Origin of the sequence: Heyndrickxia shackletonii (assembly GCF_001420715.1) — a bacterium.
Lineage (GTDB): Bacteria > Bacillota > Bacilli > Bacillales > Bacillaceae_C > Margalitia > Margalitia shackletonii.
Genome location: NZ_LJJC01000004.1, coordinates 3,367,985 through 3,383,696, shown reverse-complemented (window position 1 = coordinate 3,383,696; position 15,712 = coordinate 3,367,985). Strand labels below are relative to the sequence as shown.

The following is a 15,712-nucleotide window of genomic DNA, read 5'->3' as shown; positions in this document are numbered from 1 at the left end:
GCTGAATCAAAAATCTTTTGAATAAGATTTTGATTCAGCTTTTTTAATTATTATTTTAGTACCGTAGTTTCATTAGAATATTTCTTATTTCCTCATCATTCATCAATAGGTCAAAATGTTTTTCATTGATTTTTGCCAGTGCAACATCATGATAGAAGAATTCAGTAAAGACTTTGATAAATGGTTTAGACATTGTTTTTAGTGCTTGCCACGATTGATTTTCCATCCCTGCAAAGATGACTTCTTTATCATCAATAATAATTAGGCGAAATCTTTCTAGCGTTTGATGTTCAACAGCAGGAATTAGAGTGTGTATATGGGATAAATTTGTTTCCAAATTACCTACTACAAGTACTTCCACTTCGACACCATTTTCTTCTTTATCTTGTAAGATAGGCAAATATTCAATTATGTCATCTTTCCAACCTGAAATGAGAATAGATTTTTTTGCTTCTTGAACAAGTTGGTTACTTTGAGCACGAATCGATGATTCCATTTTTAAGCTCCAAACATGTTCATCGTAAAAAGTTCTTTTGTATGTATTATTTTCTAATTGTTTCACATTATCTTGAAATTCGGATGTGAGTTTGTTGATAACAAGCGGTAATGGAAGTGCAGTATATAGTTTTTTCTTTTCGGATATAGAATCCAGCACCATTCCTTTTTCAATTAGTCGTGAGATTACTTCATATATTTTTGCTTTTGGAACCCCAGAATATTTAACAATATTAGTAGCATCCATAGGATCCTCACTAGAGGCAAGAACTTCGAATACTTGACTTTCGTATTGCGAAAAACCGAATTTTTGTAGCATATTTCCTCCTAAATAATTGTATATAATAAGACTTTTGCATTTATTGTATCTACTAACCATAATAAAACAAAAAATAAGCTAATTCCATTAAACAAATGATTTGAAAGTCAGGGCAAAGGGTTAATCATAATATGAATTACATATTATTTCCATGTGAGAGTAATCGTTTCAAGGAAACTACTAGACAAAAATTATTTTGCAATTAGCTTTCCGAAATAATTTATAAAGGGTAAATTAAGATTATAAACGATTGGGAACGTTCCCTAAAATGGATAAAAGAATGGGTGATGATGAGGAAAGTATCCATAAAAGATATAGCAAGGGGGCAAATTAATATGTTTATTGAAGAACGATTAGCAAAATGGGTGGACTCATATGAAAGAAATGGCTATTTGCATGGTTCCATTTTAGTAGCATCACATGGAAATATTCTTTTAAACAAAGGGTTTGGTATGGCAAACTGGGAGCATAAGGTACCTAATAAACCTACAACAAAATTCCGTATTGGCTCTCTTACAAAAGCATTTACAGCACTTGGAATCTTTCAATTGCATGAGAAAGGGAAATTAAGTATTAACGATTATCTTGATAAGTACTTTCCTGATTTTCCGCACCATAATCAAATAACTATCTTTCACTGTTTAACCAATACGTCAGGAATTCCCAATTACACTAGCTTTCCAGATTTTTGGTTCACAACTATGCGATTACCCATGACATTACAGCAAGTGATTGACTCGTTTAAAAATCTTGAATTAAACTTTGTACCGGGAAGCAGATTTGAATACTCCAATTCTGGGTACGCATTATTGACGGCAATTATTGAAAAGGTTTCGGGTATGAGTTATGGGGATTACATACTAGAAAAAATATGCCGACCTCTTGGTATGTATCAAACAGGGTGTGATGATGGAAAAAAGATTGTTCCAGACCTAGCCTCTGGATACACCTTCTGGGAAAAACCAGTACATGCAGCTTATGCCGATTTAACTTCCCCTCTAGGTGCATACGGTCTATACTCCACTACAGAGGACTTACTCCTTTGGGACCAGGCGTTAAAATCATCTCAGATCCTTAACAAGGAATTGATGGAGAAAATGTTAACGCCGAATCTTCAATCATATGCTTGCGGCTGGGTGGTTTCTGAAAAAATGGGCAGAAAATGTTTCCATCATTATGGAGACATTAGCGGATATTGCAGTGATTTTTTTAGATTTGTAGATGATGAAATTACGATTATTTTCTTAAGTAATATGAACGTTACTCCGGTATCCCATTTAACAAATGAAATGGCAAAGCTTATGTTTGAAGAAGAGGCATCGCTTCCGGTTCCAGCTGTACCGATCAACTTTACTAATAAGAAAGGGTTGGAAGGGAAATATTTTATAGAAGATGATCGAAATCTCCTGTTCGATATTTCTATTAAAGATGGAAAACTTTATTTAACGATGTCCAAAATGTACGGTGTATTATATAAATTTAAACTTTTACCTGTATTTTCTGAATTAACCAAAACGATCTTTATGACTGAAATGATCAATGAAATGCTTATTTTTCATACTTCCGTAACTGGTGAGATAGAATACGTAGAGTATACTGATTATTATGGAAATAAATATAACCTTATAAAGGGAAATAGTATTGATTTGAAGTAATAGTATAACGGAGGGGACATATATGAAAATGATAAAAACAGAAAGATTAATTTTAAGGGATTTGTCATATGGGGATGCGGAGAATATCGAGGAATTGGCAGGGGACTATGATGTAGCGAAAACAACATTAACTATTCCACACCCATATCCAAAAGGAGTTGCCCAAGAATTTATTGCTTCTATGAAGATCGCAGAAAGCGAAGGAAAAGTTGTTATATTTTCCATTGAAAGAAAAGAAGATTCCTCTTTCATTGGGATAATTAATATAAATATACAAAAAAATTATCATCGTGGAGAACTTGCATATTGGATTGGGAAACCGTATTGGGGAAAGGGCTATGGTACTGAGGCAACAAAAGCGATTATAGAGTACGGGTTTGAAAAATTGGATTTAAACAAGATATTTGCCACTTCTTTCACCAATAACCCCGGATCATGGAGGATTATGGAGAAATGCGGTTTAAAACACGAGGGGATATTGCGTCAACATGTTAAGAGATTAGGAGAATATATTGATCTTACATATTATGGACTCTTGAAAGACGAATATCTTAATACTAACAAGTGACAAAGACCCCTTCTGAAAAAAAGGGATTGTAAAAAAAATCAAATGTTACTTTATCATAAAATCATAAGTCATCTGTTATACCTTTAGCAGATAATCAGCATTAAAGAGCGAAAGCCAGAGTAATAAAACTCTGGCATTTTATATAACTTAGACGTCACTTGAAAATTGTATATACTGAATCCATTGGAACAAACTTGAATAAATTTCCTTTTTAAAAGGAATTAAAAAGTCATTTATAGAAATACACAGTATAGCAAATCTAGTTTGTTGATAACTGGAGGATTTTGATGAATAAACTATCTTTACTCACTCCGAATCTTCAAAAATATGGTGATCATCCACTATATTTACAATTGTTTTTATTCATTAAAAATGAAATAGAAACAGAAAAGCTTTTAGAAGACACACGTTTACCATCTATTAGAAATTTGGCTGATTATCTTTGTCTCAGTCGTAATACGGTCGATCTTGCTTATCAACTATTAATACAAGAAGATTTTATTCGATCAGTAAAAGGAAGTGGATTCTTTGTAAATAAAGTTCATGAGCATAAGAAATTTTCTCAAGGATCCATTCCATCTTTGAATAATCCACCCATACGTTATGATCTTTATCACAAAGCTGTTGATTATAATGAATTCCCCTATACAACTTGGAATCAAATTGCAAAAACAAATTCCTTACTAAGTGGTTCGGATGACACTCATGTGATGGACCCGAAAGGAGAAATCTATTTAAGAAAAGAAATAGTCAAATATCTTTATTCGACAAGGGGACTACATTGCACTCCTGATCAAATTGTGATCGGAACAAGCTCTACCCAATTATTACAAATTCTTTTAACATTAACAAACCCTATGCCACATGGAGATACTGTAGTTTATTTTGAAGATCCTGGATATGATGTAGTCCGTAATTTTTTTATTCATCAAGGCTTTGAAATCAAACCAATTAGAATAGAAGCTGACGGTCTATGCATTGAAGATTTAAAGAAGCATCAGTCAAATGCATTTCTCTACACCAGTCCGTCTCAACAGGTTCCATTAGGAAGCATAATGTCCCTATCAAAAAGACAAGCGTTAATGAAGTGGGCAGAACAAAATCAAGTTTATGTGATTGAAGATGATTATGATTGTACTTTTATCTATGAACATTCACCCATACCAGCTCTTCAAAGTTTCGATCAAAATGAAAAAGTGATTTATTTCGGAGGATTCTTTCGAATTCTCTGTCCTGAAATCTTATGTAGTTACATGGTACTACCACCTCATTTATTAATAAAATATAATTTGACAGTGGCCACCTATTCAATGCCTGGAATTTCAATTCATCTGCAGAAGCAATTGTATACCTTTATGTCAGAGGGGAATTTATATAAGCATACTAAGAAAATGAAGATGATTTATCAACAAAAACATAAAAGAATAAATAAATTAATTGAACAGCATTTTGGACCTGCTGTAAATGTTATCGACACAGGAGCAGGAACCCATTTGATTCTTGAGCTATTGACAAAAGGGATAGAAGAAGAAGATGAGTTGGTTCGGTTAGCCATAAGTTCAGGTATTTATATAATATCTACGAAAAAATACCGTTATCGGTATATACCTGAAAATCCACAATTTTTATTACACTATGGCGGCTTACAAATGGAGGAACTTGAAGGAGCTATTGTTCTCCTGAAAAATGTTTGGTCAATAGAATATTAAATAAGGGAAGGGTGTCACCTTCTTTTTTTGTATTTGGAACTAAAGAGGTACAATTTTTTTGTATTCATATATTAATTGTACCTTTTTAAATAAAATAAATATTGTTACCATTTACATAAATTTAAGACACTAAGAAAGGTGGAGCATGTAATGAAGGATTTCGCTATGGAAGACACTTACCAAATACTAAAACAGTTAGTGGAAATACCCAGCCCAGCAGGAAATACTTTTGAAATTATATCTTTTATTGATGAATATTTACATGCATTGGACATTGAAACAAAACGGAATAACAGAGGAGCTTTAATAGTAACTTTGCCAGGGAAGGACACACATCATCACCGCTTAGTAACAGCCCATGTAGATACATTAGGTGCTATGGTTAAGGAAATCAAACCCAGTGGTAGGTTAACCATTGATTTAATCGGTGGTTTGACTTTTAATTCCATCGAAGGGGAAAACTGCAAAATAGAAACTTCTTCAGGTAGGGTCTACACAGGAACCATTTTAATGCACCAAACTTCACTACATGTTTACAAGGATTCTGCAAAAGCAGAAAGAAATCAAGCAAATATGGAGATTCGAATCGATGAAAAAGTAACAAATGCGGATGATGTGCGGTCATTAGGGATTAAAGTGGGAGATTTTATTTCGTTTGAGCCAAGAATGGAGCTTACCCCATCAGGTTTTATAAAGTCCCGGCATCTTGATGACAAAGTATGCGTAGTAATAATGCTTCAATTACTAAAGAAACTTCATAAGGAAGAAATCTCTTTACCATATACCACTCATTTTCTTTTTTCTAATAGTGAAGAAATTAGATATGGAGGAAATGCAAGTGTCCCATCAGAAACAGTGGAATATCTTGCGCTTGATATTGGTGTTATAGGTGACGGCCAAGCATCTGATGAGTATACCGTCTCAATTTGTGCCAAAGACTCTAGTGGGCCATATCATTTGGGTTTAAGGAAAAGTTTACAGCATCTCGCAGAAAAAAATAATATCGCTTACAATCTTGATATTTTTCCTTTTTATGGATCAGATGCTTCCGCTGCTATCTATGCTGGACATGATATTGTTCATGGCTTAATTGGGCCAGGAGTAGATGCCACACATGCTTATGAGAGAACACATTTATCGTCCATTCAACATACATCTTCTTTACTCTTTTACTATTTACAATCCAATTTGATGGAAAATGATAGGAAGTAAAATTGATAGGAAAAACATTATTTTCTAAACACTTATTAGGGATTACATGCTAAATATTTCTTACTAAAGACGGATTTGGATATTACAAGAATATGCTTTGAAGTTGGGTTTGGTAGTCTTAATAAATATGAACGAGTATTTAAAAAAAGATGGGGGATAACTATCTCGTAATTCAGAAGAAAATACAAAATTTGATTTGATTTTTCAAGAGCGTGATTCAATCAGCCACGCTCTTTTTATATTTTTACAAAAGAGTTAATAGTGTCGATTTAGAAATCAATTATTCTAATTTTACATTAATTACTAAAACCTTTAACAAATAAAATAATAAAGCAAACCATTTTGGAGAAGGTAAGTTTGGATTAACTAACAATGATTTATAATTTGATATCGCTTTGATTTCCTTTTCTTACTTTCAACTTAATCAAAGCAAGCAACAACAATATTAAAGGAATGAGCGCTCCCATAAGAATATTTAAAGGGACATAGGACTCAAAAAGAAACGAATTAAGTTCAGCGAAATTTTTAATAAACAATATAGTTCCTACACCAATTAACCATGCTAAGGGAATAATTAGTGGCTGATAGGAAGGTAACTTAAGACTTTGGGCGAGTCCCAAGCAAAGCCCGTAAAAGAAGACAGAAATGCGAATCATCAAGCCTACCGTCCAAAAAAGCACTGCAATGACATCAAAACGGTTTATAACGTCGCCGGAACTTATGTATTTTACCTCTGAAAAAGTTGGAAAGGTCATTTTTGCTGCCTCTACAGGACCAAACAAAGCTATAGGGCCGGTAACTGGACCAAGAAAAAATATACAAGTTACAACCGCAGCCCAAATACCTGTCTTCACTAACTTTTTAGGCTGTTGGACATAAGGAAGAATCATACCTAAAACGACAAATTCTCCAAACCAGCCCATTACGGATAAGGAACCCTTTCCAACTGGCAGGTAACCGTTACCGAAAATAGGAAGTAAATTGGTGTAATCCTTTTTTTCACCCATAGTTAAGAATACTACCGCAATTGCAAAAATGACTAATACAGGCAACATGATTTGGTTGAGTCGACTGAGTGTTTCCAATCCGGAGTAGACAATATACGCTGTGAGTAAGATGATAACAATAATAAAGGCCGGAAGGGGAGTATCTGGCATAATTATTTTATAAGTCTCTCCATACAATCTGACTGCTAATGTAACCATCAGAAAAAAATAGAGTAGATATAATACTCCAATTATTTTACCAACCCAGGAAAAATGGTGAAATAGAATTTCAACAAGTGTCAAACCCGGAAAACATTGTGATAATTTAACAATGGATAGGATTCCTATTAAACCAAGTATGGTGCCGATAATTGTTGCCATCCAACCATCTTGACGACTTTGTTGGATGACAACGGTAAGCAATATTAAATGTCCGATGATTGTTAAAGAGGTAATGGCCAGCATAGCTGCTTGTATATTTGAAATTCGTCCTTTTTCAATCATTGTAATATTCCTCCATTTCCTGTCCCAAGAGGGCTCAACCTATTAAGAAAATAAGCAAGGGAAGGGGTGTTTTCATTGTAAATAGCCATTATTCCACCGATCATGGCTATTGCCATTATGACGATCTGTACCCACATCGTTTTTCGATCGCCTTTTTTCCAGACGTAGAAAAGTTGAAGTCCAGTCGTAACAAAAATAAGAAGTATTAATATTATGCTAAATAATATTTTCATCGCCTACTTACCTCGATTCATTTGCTTTACTTGGTTCCGTTGTAAGTCCATAGCGGGAAATATTTGCATCAATGTTAAGAACGACGTTCAAATTTTTCAACCCACCATTTCTCCAGGATGCTGATAGCTTGTCCCATTCGGATGGATGTTTACGGTATATGGCTTTTCCAAATCCAAATATATCGGTTTCCCAATTTTTTTGAGCTAATAATAGGGTTTGGGTTACTTCTTCCTCTATTTTTTCACGAAAATAACGGTTTAGATCTTTCATCTGGTGCGGATTAAGTTTTTTATTTTTACATGAAATCTCCATTATAGTAGCATCCGCTTTTATTTTGACTGTCATTTTTTTGTTATCGTTCGATGGAATCATAGATGAATCAGAATTTTGAATTTGCAATTTGATTGAACCATTGTCGGAGTGATTAGTGCAATCTATTTCCTCACTAGAATTTTTCATCTTACCGCGAATCCACATTAATCCTTTTGTCTCACTTTCATTTAAGTAACCGATTAGTTTACTTCCTTTAAAAACAGCTGTATCTTGTAATTTTAATACGTCATGTTGTGACTCCTTTGTTTGTTGAGAGGACTTTATGCTTTTAAGGGATTTTTTTTGATTTTTATTTGTATCTGTATCTGTATCTGTATCTTGATCTAAAGTCATATTTATTACACCAGTTATTGGATCTATCGTATTACTGGTCATGCTTTCCGTAAATTTACTTAAATCTTCCACTGTTTTTGTACCTGAAAAGATGTTGTTCTTGAATAAATCATACATTTCTGTACCAAGTGTTGGATTAAAGTTTGGAGCTGCTTTAATCACATTTTCAGCTAGACCCTTTGTTACAAAAAAGAGTATATTTGGCCGAAACTCGTTCTCCCTTTTAAAGAAATCCAAACTCTCTTCCATTCCCCCTTGAGCGGCCTTTTCTCCAAATACGACGACATTGACATGACCAAGATATATTTTATCTGCAATGGTACTCGAGAGCTTTTCCATGGCATCATACAATGTTTTACCGCTAGCCGATTCAACAAGGAAACTATCCTCTTTATCTTCACGTACTGTTGACTCTTGCGGAAATAGGTTGTTAGGTTTAATTACAGCAACAGATAAAACGATTTCACTCTTTTCATTCTGATCCACTCCTATAGCATTAATGATAGCTATATTGTTGATTTCCTTAGAGCTCCAGCAACCACTGAGCAGAAATGTAATCAAAAAACATAAAAAGATTTTAATAGAGGTTTTGGTTTTATTCATGGTCTTTCTCCCCAATTTTTGGTGAATTTGCTTTATTGACACTGCCGGCACGGTCTTGATTCGTAATATCTAGTCCTGGTGACCGAGTATCCATAGCCCACCAAGGTGCCCGAATAAACACGTCTTTCCATCCTTCTTTACGTGCTGGAGAAACAGGGGAAAAATAGGGAACCCCAAACGAGCGTAAGCTGATTAAATGGGTTAATCCAAACATTAAGACTACAATTATTCCCATAAATCCGAATAAACCTGCAAAAAATAAAATGGGAATTCCACAATACCGAATTAGCTGTTGAAAATCGTAAGATGGAAATATAAAGGACGTTAAAGCAGTCACTGAGATGACGATTGACATTACTGACCCAATTATTCCTGCTTGAACAGCAGCTTGACCAATAAAGACTAGGCCTAGAATCGTAACCACAGATCCTCCAAATACTTTTGGCATCCGTATACCTGCCTCCCGTAACAATTCAAATGTAATCAACAGGAAATAGCTTCAATCATAACTGGATAAGGCAATGCCTCTCGACTAGCAGCAATTCGAATTAAAAAAGGAGTCTGTAATAAATCTTGATGAAACGAGGTTAAAGCAACATAAAAAGCAGGAAGAATTAACGTAACAAATAATCCTAAAAAACGAACCCATCTAACAATCGTAGCTACAAGTGAGCTATCATAATAATCATCACTGGAATGGAAAAATTCCACGAACATTACTGGCACCAATAAAGCAAAAGGTGTTCCATCAATTAATATTGCAACTTTCCCATCTAATAATTGTCCGCATACACGGTCAGGTCGTTCTGTACTTAAAACAGTCGGAAATGGAGACTTAGGTGAATCCTTTATCATAGATTGAATGTAATGACTTTCTAAAATCCCGTCTATTTTAATTTTCGATAATCTTTTTTTAACTTCATCTACAATATCTTTATTAGCTATGCCGTTCATATAAACAATACTGAGATTTGTTTTTGTTTTTTCACCTAGAATAAGATTCTCTACTTTTAGGGAAGGTGACTTTATTTTTTTACGTATTAGATTAAGGTTTTGATCAATATCTTCAATAAAACCTTCCTTGGGTCCTCGTGCAGTACGTTCTGTTGTAGGTTCTGTAATATTTCTTCCTATTTTATTTTTGGTATTGAATATGTAAAATTTCTTTATTCCGTCTATTAAAAGAAGGGAATATCCAGACAAGATTTTATATGAAGCTTGCTCTAATAAATCTGTATCTTCAACTTTAACCCATGGGAAAAGGGTAGAAATTATCTTTGAGGGCGAATGATAATTTGTGTTGTTAGCCAAATAATGATGGATATTTTTTTCTATCTCATCAAGGGATTCTTGGTTTACTAAATCCGAGATATAAATCAAATATGCCTGTTCATTTAAAATACTAAGCTGTTGGAAGACAATATCATCATTATTTTGATATATGTGCTTTAAAACTTTTATATTTTCGCCAAGAGTTTTCAATTACATCACCTCCATTTACATAGGTTTCACCTTTTTTAAGGAAACATTCTAAGTTTTTTTAAATAAATAAGGAATTTGCTAGTTAGGATGATGATAAGCAAACCAGATATTCTCCAGCTTTTAGGGATTTAAGGCTCTTGTCCTCATACAAAGAAGAAAAAAAGTTAGGTATGAAAAAATAAAAACCCTTATGCTGCTCCGAGACCTAAAAGTTGGATAGTATTAATTCAACTAATGGGGGGTCACATCGTTGCGTAAGGGTTTTTATCCTTTTTATTACAAACAAACGATTTATTGCATGTCTATAAAACAAGTTCCTATTGATAACTATTTTAAAATTAAGCATTACCAACTGTTGGCTGTTCGACTACACTAGTATCCAGTGTATTATTAACACTAATTAATTGGTTGCTAATGTTAAATGCTGCAGTATCTCCGCCACTTCCGCCAATCGATTCTTTTGTTGCTGTTTTTGGAGAATGCCATGCTAGATCTCCAAATTGGACATTGGCGGTACCTGCAATATTAAAAATTTGTATAGCACCTAAGAAAGCTGGCAATAATATCAGTCCTTTATAACTTTTTTATATGCTATTCAAACCATTTGATATATGAATAGGCGAATATCCTTTATATTTGAAAGAGGTGAATAACTAGAAGCCCCCAACAAATTTTTCACTATTTATTACCCTCTATTTCTTGATCGGCAATGCTTGAATTTAGTGTCTTATTTAAACTTAATAAATTGTTGTTTATGTTAAGGCTGGCAATATTTCCGCCACTTACGCCGTTTGTATTATTGGTAGCTTCTTTCGGAGAAAGCCATTTGGTATCCCCAAAATGTACATCGGCAGTGCCGCCAATATTTAATATTTGTGCTTTACTTAAGAATGCTGGCATACCATTCCATCCTTTATTAATTATTTTTAAAATATCCTATTCAAAACAGAACAAAATGGGTGGGCGCAAATAAATGAAATGAAAAAGCATTTTTACATGTGTAATTAAAAATCTTTTGCTGGATTAATGGAACAAGATATAAATTACGGATATTTTTCCCTAATTGGGGAAAAGTATGACCATTATTATCGAATATAATAGGTCGAGGGGAGATGGTGAAATGTCTATTGCTGTGATCTGCTCAGTGACCTGGTTAGTTATCAGTGTGTTTGCTATTGTTCCAAAGAGGTTTACTCTTGTTGATATGGTTTTTATATATTTCGTAAGTACAATACTTAGCTGCACCATCTTTACCATTTTAGATATCAATTTGCAATGGGTTCCAGCAAGTAGGGAAACGGAAAAAGCACTTGCTTTAAATATCGGCCGTTTTATCGAAATACCACTCATCCTTATCATGGCTGCAGATATATTGAATTCAAGGTTAAGAACTCCTAATCGATGGGGGATAGCTTTAGTGATTTGTTTGTTCTTAACTATTAACGACTGGATATATTTATCGCTCGATATTGTTGAATATAGAAAATGGAATTACATATATGCGTTCATCGACTATGGACTCTTTATTGTCATCATAGCGTGGATAGCCAGGTGGTTTGTCCTATTACATAGAGGGGGCATGGAAAAAGTTTGAAGGAAATTATATACGATAATCATTTTAATGAAAACGAATGGTTTGTGCTAATCTCATTTTGTATAGGTGCTATGTTAGTGTATTGTCTGCCGCGGCGATTTCCTAAAAAAATTACCAATGTTTTTCTTATGTGCGGAGTTTTTTTGGGTATTTTTTTTGATCACACTTTGAGTGTTGTACCAGTAAGTTATTATGATATTGGAGATACATCACATCTGGAATTATTTGATTTAATTTCCCAGTTTAATTATGGACCATATAGTTATTTATTCTTTTATTTCTATGACCGGTTCCGCATTAATCCTAGATTCTCTCCAATTTATATCCTATTTTGGTCATTGTTTAGTATTGGCAGTGAGCGATTGTCTGATGCATTTGGGGTTTACCATTATACAAATGGGTACAATATTTATTATTCGTTTGCAATTTATTTATGCGTTTTTAGTTTTTGGGTTCCATTATATTATGTAATCATGGCTTATGGTCAGAAAAGTTTTGGGAAAGAATACGACGATTCTTCAACGGTAAATACTCATAAAAAAAGCAGGGATTCTGATTAGATTATCATTCTTTTTTAATACCGCCTACATCCTTCTTATCCAGAAAAAAATATCAATTATTCTACCTCCTAGTTTGTTATATATTCGCTCCGGAAAAATTAGTATTAATACCATATGTATATGTGAGAAATTGATATTGCATTGTTTTCTAAAAAAGAGATAATTGGCTCACTATTTATTGTAGGTGGATTTTGCTCTCTACCTATCAGCATAAAAGGCTTAGGAGCAATATAACATCAAATAAATAAGAAGGAAGAGATCCTTAAAGATCTTCTTCCTTGGAATATTTTCATTAAGAAGTTTGTCCGCCTTGTTGCGCTTGTTGATTTTGTTGCTGTCCTTGTTGTCCGCCTTGTTGAGAAAATTGCTGAGCTTGTTGTATGGCTTGTTGCATTTGCTGCATTGCTTGATTTGCCTGAATGCCTTGAAGCGCTTGATTTAGTCCTTGGGCAGCTTGTTGGATATATTGTTGTACTTGTTGATCTGTTTGTTGCATTTGTTGTTGTGCTTGTGAACTGAATTGCTGTATTTGTTGCATTAATTGATTAGCCGCTTGGTTTGATTGCCCGGATTGACTTGATTGTGAGCTTGATTGCCCACCTTGTTGTTGCTGTGAAGACTGCATTTGGGTGACAGTTTGACTTAATTGTGAAAGTTGTTGCTGAATGCTGCCGAGCTCTTGAGCTAACTCCGTATCTGTAATATTTTTACCTAGGATTTCAGAATGCTTTTGTTTTTGATTTTGGTGTTGTTTAGACATAATGTAAAATCCTCCTTTAAAGAAATAATCAACACACAACTATATAATTGTCTGTTTTGACACAAAAGATAGGAGGGAATTTAAGGGAAATTGTTAAAGACCTACGATTACGCCAGGACTCAGTCCTTTAAAAACCTCTTTATGTATTCATAAATTTCATACGGCCGTTCCTCGGGAATGGCATGGCCGGTTTCTTTGAGAACGACGAGTTCTGAATTTATGAGGTCATTTTTAAGTCGCTCACCAACATGGAGAGGTTGTGACCTGTCGTGCTCTCCCCAAATTAAAAGGCAATTTGCGTTAATTTGATTTAATACTTTTGAAGGTAAATCCCCTTCCCAATCACGAATCATTCTCGTCATGGCGGAAAAAATTTTATTTTGTAAGAATGGCTGTAAATAGCCATCAATCATTTCATTATTGATTAAAGAATGATTATAAAGGGTATCCTGAAGGTTTTTAACAACGCCAATTCTCGCAAGCCAAAGTTTTACAAATAATGAGGAAAATGGGACATAACTGAACATTCGAATGGTCCATTTTAATCGTTTTAGATAAGATGAACTGGAAAGCAACACTGCTTTTTCTGCAATTCCAGGCATAAGGTGAAGGATATTCAAAACCACTTGTCCTCCCATTGAATGACCAATCAAAACGGGATCTTTAATGCTAAAATAATCGATCATTTGAATAACAGTTTGAGCTAAATTTTTATAAGAGTATACATAACGTCTTGACTTTTCACTTTTCCCAAATGGAGGTAAGTCTATTGATAACACTTGATAGTCACTGACTAATAAAGGGATTAAATGACGAAAGGTAAAAGTCGAGGAAAGAAAACCATGCAATAACACTACTGTTTTTGCGTTTTGATTCGGATAAAATTCATAATATACATTTCCTCCATTCACTAAGCGGTGTCCGGTTACAACAGATTGCTCCATGATAAATCCTCCGATTCATGTTGTAAATTTAAGTTAATTTTCCCGTAACAAACAATTTTTACACATGAATAAATGTATAACTATTTCATTCGTACAGGTGAATAATTTCTCTCAACAAACCTTAATAACAAAATGAAAATGGGGGGATTTAATTGAGTTGTAATTGTAAATCAAACTGTAAATGCAGCCCTCTACGTAAATGTTCGCGATATTGTATTTGTAATGCAAGGTTTAAGTGTAATTATTGTAGATGCCATACACAATGTGGTCGTGGATCTAAATGTTGTCAAAGATAGTGTGGAATTATCAATAAGCTTGTTTATTTAATCTTCCCGGGTAATGCTTTTCCAATTGGGCAAAATATGATTGTTGGAAAAGCAAGGAGGTGAGATGAAATGGCAGATAACAAGCGTAATCGTGATGATATCGATACTAGTGAGGCAGTAGGAACTGGTGCTGGAGCCGTCGCAGGTGCTGCAGTTGGTTCAGTATTTGGTCCGCTTGGTACAGTTGCAGGAGCTATCGCTGGTGGTGCGATGGGGAACAAGGCTGGTGAAAATGTCGATGATGTTGACAATCCTTCAGACCGTGAGGAAGAATAGAATTGCTAATTTTTCCTCTTATATAAATAAACGTAAAAGAGACTCCTAAAAAAGGGAGTCTCTATTTATGTTAAATACAGTGTTGAAACATAAGATGTGGATAAAATAAACTCAGAAACTTTTTTAAGAATTGAAAGGTGGCACTTATTGATGATTAATCAGCATGATATTCCCATAAAGAAACAAATAGCCAGATTTAACATAAACCGAAAAAAGAAGGTATTAGTTTTTCTATGGATTAATTGGGAGAGAATGTTTAATAGGCTATTTCGTATTCAGCCGATTGATAGGAATAATCCACTATTAATGGTAAGGGTTAGAACTTATTGGGGTAAAACAATTCAATTGTTAGACGGAGAGAAAATTCAAAGAGGAGATCGAATATTGGAGATACATTTTAATAATGAAATGCTATTTAACATGGGAATCCATGCACGTTCATCTTTTCAATTGGCTATTCAAATGATCAGATCAGCGGAAAAGCTATTGCCGAAAACACTCCCTATCATCTTAAAACATCCAGATTCTGAAAAGATTAAAGCACTGTATGGAATATCCATGATCTATCAAGGGACCAATCAATTCGGGTTTACCGTTAATAATGTGCCAAAAGGGCCGTTCTCTTTCTTTACCAAAGTTTATTTACGCCTATTATTATGTATTGTTCATCCACAGGGTTATGAAAGATTACAAAACAAAATGGGTCAATTTGTTCCAAGGATGATGATCATGACGAAAAAGGAACTTATACGAAGATATTCCATCGAAAACCTTTAGATAGTTTGTCTAGTAAATCGCTTGCTGCTTAGTTTTTTATTA

Annotated in this window: 19 protein-coding genes; 9 read left to right on the top strand and 10 right to left on the bottom strand. The window is 34.1% G+C overall.

The window, feature by feature from the left end; all coding sequences use genetic code 11:
* Positions 1-55: 55 nt before the first annotated feature.
* Positions 56-814, bottom strand: a complete 759-nt coding sequence (locus AN964_RS16235) for a TrmB family transcriptional regulator (RefSeq protein ID WP_055740692.1) — start codon at positions 812-814, stop codon at positions 56-58.
* 290 nt (positions 815-1,104) lie between these two features.
* On the opposite strand from AN964_RS16235, the gene AN964_RS16230 reads away from it, so the two are divergent.
* From AN964_RS16230 to AN964_RS27520, 5 genes are all read left to right on the top strand, one after another.
* The gene (locus AN964_RS16230; RefSeq protein ID WP_244885875.1) at positions 1,105-2,469 is read left to right on the top strand and encodes a serine hydrolase domain-containing protein; all 1,365 of its coding nucleotides are present in this window, start codon (positions 1,105-1,107) and stop codon (positions 2,467-2,469) included.
* Positions 2,470-2,491: 22 nt separating this feature from the next.
* Complete coding sequence (locus AN964_RS16225; RefSeq protein WP_055740690.1) at positions 2,492-3,037, top strand: GNAT family N-acetyltransferase; 546 nt, start codon at positions 2,492-2,494, stop codon at positions 3,035-3,037.
* Positions 3,038-3,324: 287 nt separating this feature from the next.
* Positions 3,325-4,746 carry a MocR-like pyridoxine biosynthesis transcription factor PdxR gene (pdxR, locus tag AN964_RS16220; protein WP_055740689.1) on the top strand — a complete coding sequence of 474 codons (1,422 nt, stop codon included), beginning with the start codon at positions 3,325-3,327 and terminating at the stop codon, positions 4,744-4,746.
* 150 nt (positions 4,747-4,896) lie between these two features.
* Positions 4,897-5,958: a M42 family metallopeptidase gene (locus AN964_RS16215; RefSeq protein ID WP_055740688.1), complete on the top strand. Its 1,062-nt coding sequence runs from the start codon at positions 4,897-4,899 to the stop codon at positions 5,956-5,958.
* Between the two features lie 75 nt (positions 5,959-6,033).
* Positions 6,034-6,129: a hypothetical protein gene (locus AN964_RS27520; RefSeq protein ID WP_152982396.1), complete on the top strand. Its 96-nt coding sequence runs from the start codon at positions 6,034-6,036 to the stop codon at positions 6,127-6,129.
* A gap of 206 nt (positions 6,130-6,335) precedes the next feature.
* On the opposite strand, the gene AN964_RS16210 is transcribed toward AN964_RS27520, so the two are convergent.
* The 7 genes from AN964_RS16210 to AN964_RS16180 all read right to left on the bottom strand — a co-directional run bounded on the left by AN964_RS16210 (position 6,336) and on the right by AN964_RS16180 (position 11,333).
* Positions 6,336-7,448, bottom strand: coding sequence for a GerAB/ArcD/ProY family transporter (locus AN964_RS16210; RefSeq protein WP_055740687.1), 1,113 nt, complete (start codon positions 7,446-7,448; stop codon positions 6,336-6,338).
* On the bottom strand, positions 7,445-7,681 hold the full coding sequence (locus tag AN964_RS16205; RefSeq protein WP_055740686.1) for a hypothetical protein: 237 nt from the start codon (positions 7,679-7,681) through the stop codon (positions 7,445-7,447). Before AN964_RS16205 ends, AN964_RS16210 begins: the two co-directional genes overlap by 4 nt.
* Positions 7,682-7,688: 7 nt before the next feature.
* Entirely contained in the window at positions 7,689-8,951 is a 1,263-nt protein-coding gene (locus AN964_RS16200) for a Ger(x)C family spore germination protein (protein ID WP_055740685.1), read from the bottom strand.
* Positions 8,944-9,399, bottom strand: a complete 456-nt coding sequence (locus AN964_RS27670; protein ID WP_055740684.1) for a spore germination protein — start codon at positions 9,397-9,399, stop codon at positions 8,944-8,946. The genes AN964_RS16200 and AN964_RS27670 overlap by 8 nt, the downstream gene beginning before the upstream one ends.
* Before the next feature lie 35 nt (positions 9,400-9,434).
* On the bottom strand, positions 9,435-10,433 hold the full coding sequence (locus AN964_RS16190) for a spore germination protein (RefSeq protein WP_055740683.1): 999 nt from the start codon (positions 10,431-10,433) through the stop codon (positions 9,435-9,437).
* Between the two features lie 338 nt (positions 10,434-10,771).
* Positions 10,772-10,993 carry a spore germination protein gene (locus AN964_RS16185; RefSeq protein ID WP_055740682.1) on the bottom strand — a complete coding sequence of 74 codons (222 nt, stop codon included), beginning with the start codon at positions 10,991-10,993 and terminating at the stop codon, positions 10,772-10,774.
* A gap of 118 nt (positions 10,994-11,111) precedes the next feature.
* A complete protein-coding gene (locus tag AN964_RS16180) occupies positions 11,112-11,333 on the bottom strand; it encodes a spore germination protein (RefSeq protein ID WP_055740681.1) in 222 nt (73 codons plus the stop codon).
* A gap of 175 nt (positions 11,334-11,508) precedes the next feature.
* On the opposite strand from AN964_RS16180, the gene AN964_RS16175 reads away from it, so the two are divergent.
* On the top strand, positions 11,509-12,027 hold the full coding sequence (locus tag AN964_RS16175) for a hypothetical protein (RefSeq protein ID WP_055740680.1): 519 nt from the start codon (positions 11,509-11,511) through the stop codon (positions 12,025-12,027).
* Positions 12,024-12,587: a hypothetical protein gene (locus tag AN964_RS16170; protein WP_200915592.1), complete on the top strand. Its 564-nt coding sequence runs from the start codon at positions 12,024-12,026 to the stop codon at positions 12,585-12,587. The genes AN964_RS16175 and AN964_RS16170 overlap by 4 nt, the downstream gene beginning before the upstream one ends.
* Positions 12,588-12,879: 292 nt before the next feature.
* Here AN964_RS16170 and AN964_RS16165 read toward each other — a convergent pair whose 3' ends face one another.
* Both AN964_RS16165 and AN964_RS16160 read right to left on the bottom strand, forming a co-directional pair.
* Positions 12,880-13,347: a hypothetical protein gene (locus AN964_RS16165; RefSeq protein ID WP_055740679.1), complete on the bottom strand. Its 468-nt coding sequence runs from the start codon at positions 13,345-13,347 to the stop codon at positions 12,880-12,882.
* Between the two features lie 119 nt (positions 13,348-13,466).
* Positions 13,467-14,291: an alpha/beta fold hydrolase gene (locus tag AN964_RS16160; protein WP_055740678.1), complete on the bottom strand. Its 825-nt coding sequence runs from the start codon at positions 14,289-14,291 to the stop codon at positions 13,467-13,469.
* Between the two features lie 395 nt (positions 14,292-14,686).
* On the opposite strand from AN964_RS16160, the gene AN964_RS16155 reads away from it, so the two are divergent.
* Together AN964_RS16155 and AN964_RS16150 are read left to right on the top strand one after the other, a co-directional pair.
* The gene (locus AN964_RS16155) at positions 14,687-14,893 is read left to right on the top strand and encodes a glycine zipper domain-containing protein (protein WP_055740677.1); all 207 of its coding nucleotides are present in this window, start codon (positions 14,687-14,689) and stop codon (positions 14,891-14,893) included.
* 150 nt (positions 14,894-15,043) lie between these two features.
* Positions 15,044-15,670 (top strand): YkoP family protein, encoded by a 627-nt coding sequence (locus tag AN964_RS16150; RefSeq protein WP_055740676.1) that lies wholly within the window; start codon positions 15,044-15,046, stop codon positions 15,668-15,670.
* Positions 15,671-15,712 lie beyond the last annotated feature (42 nt).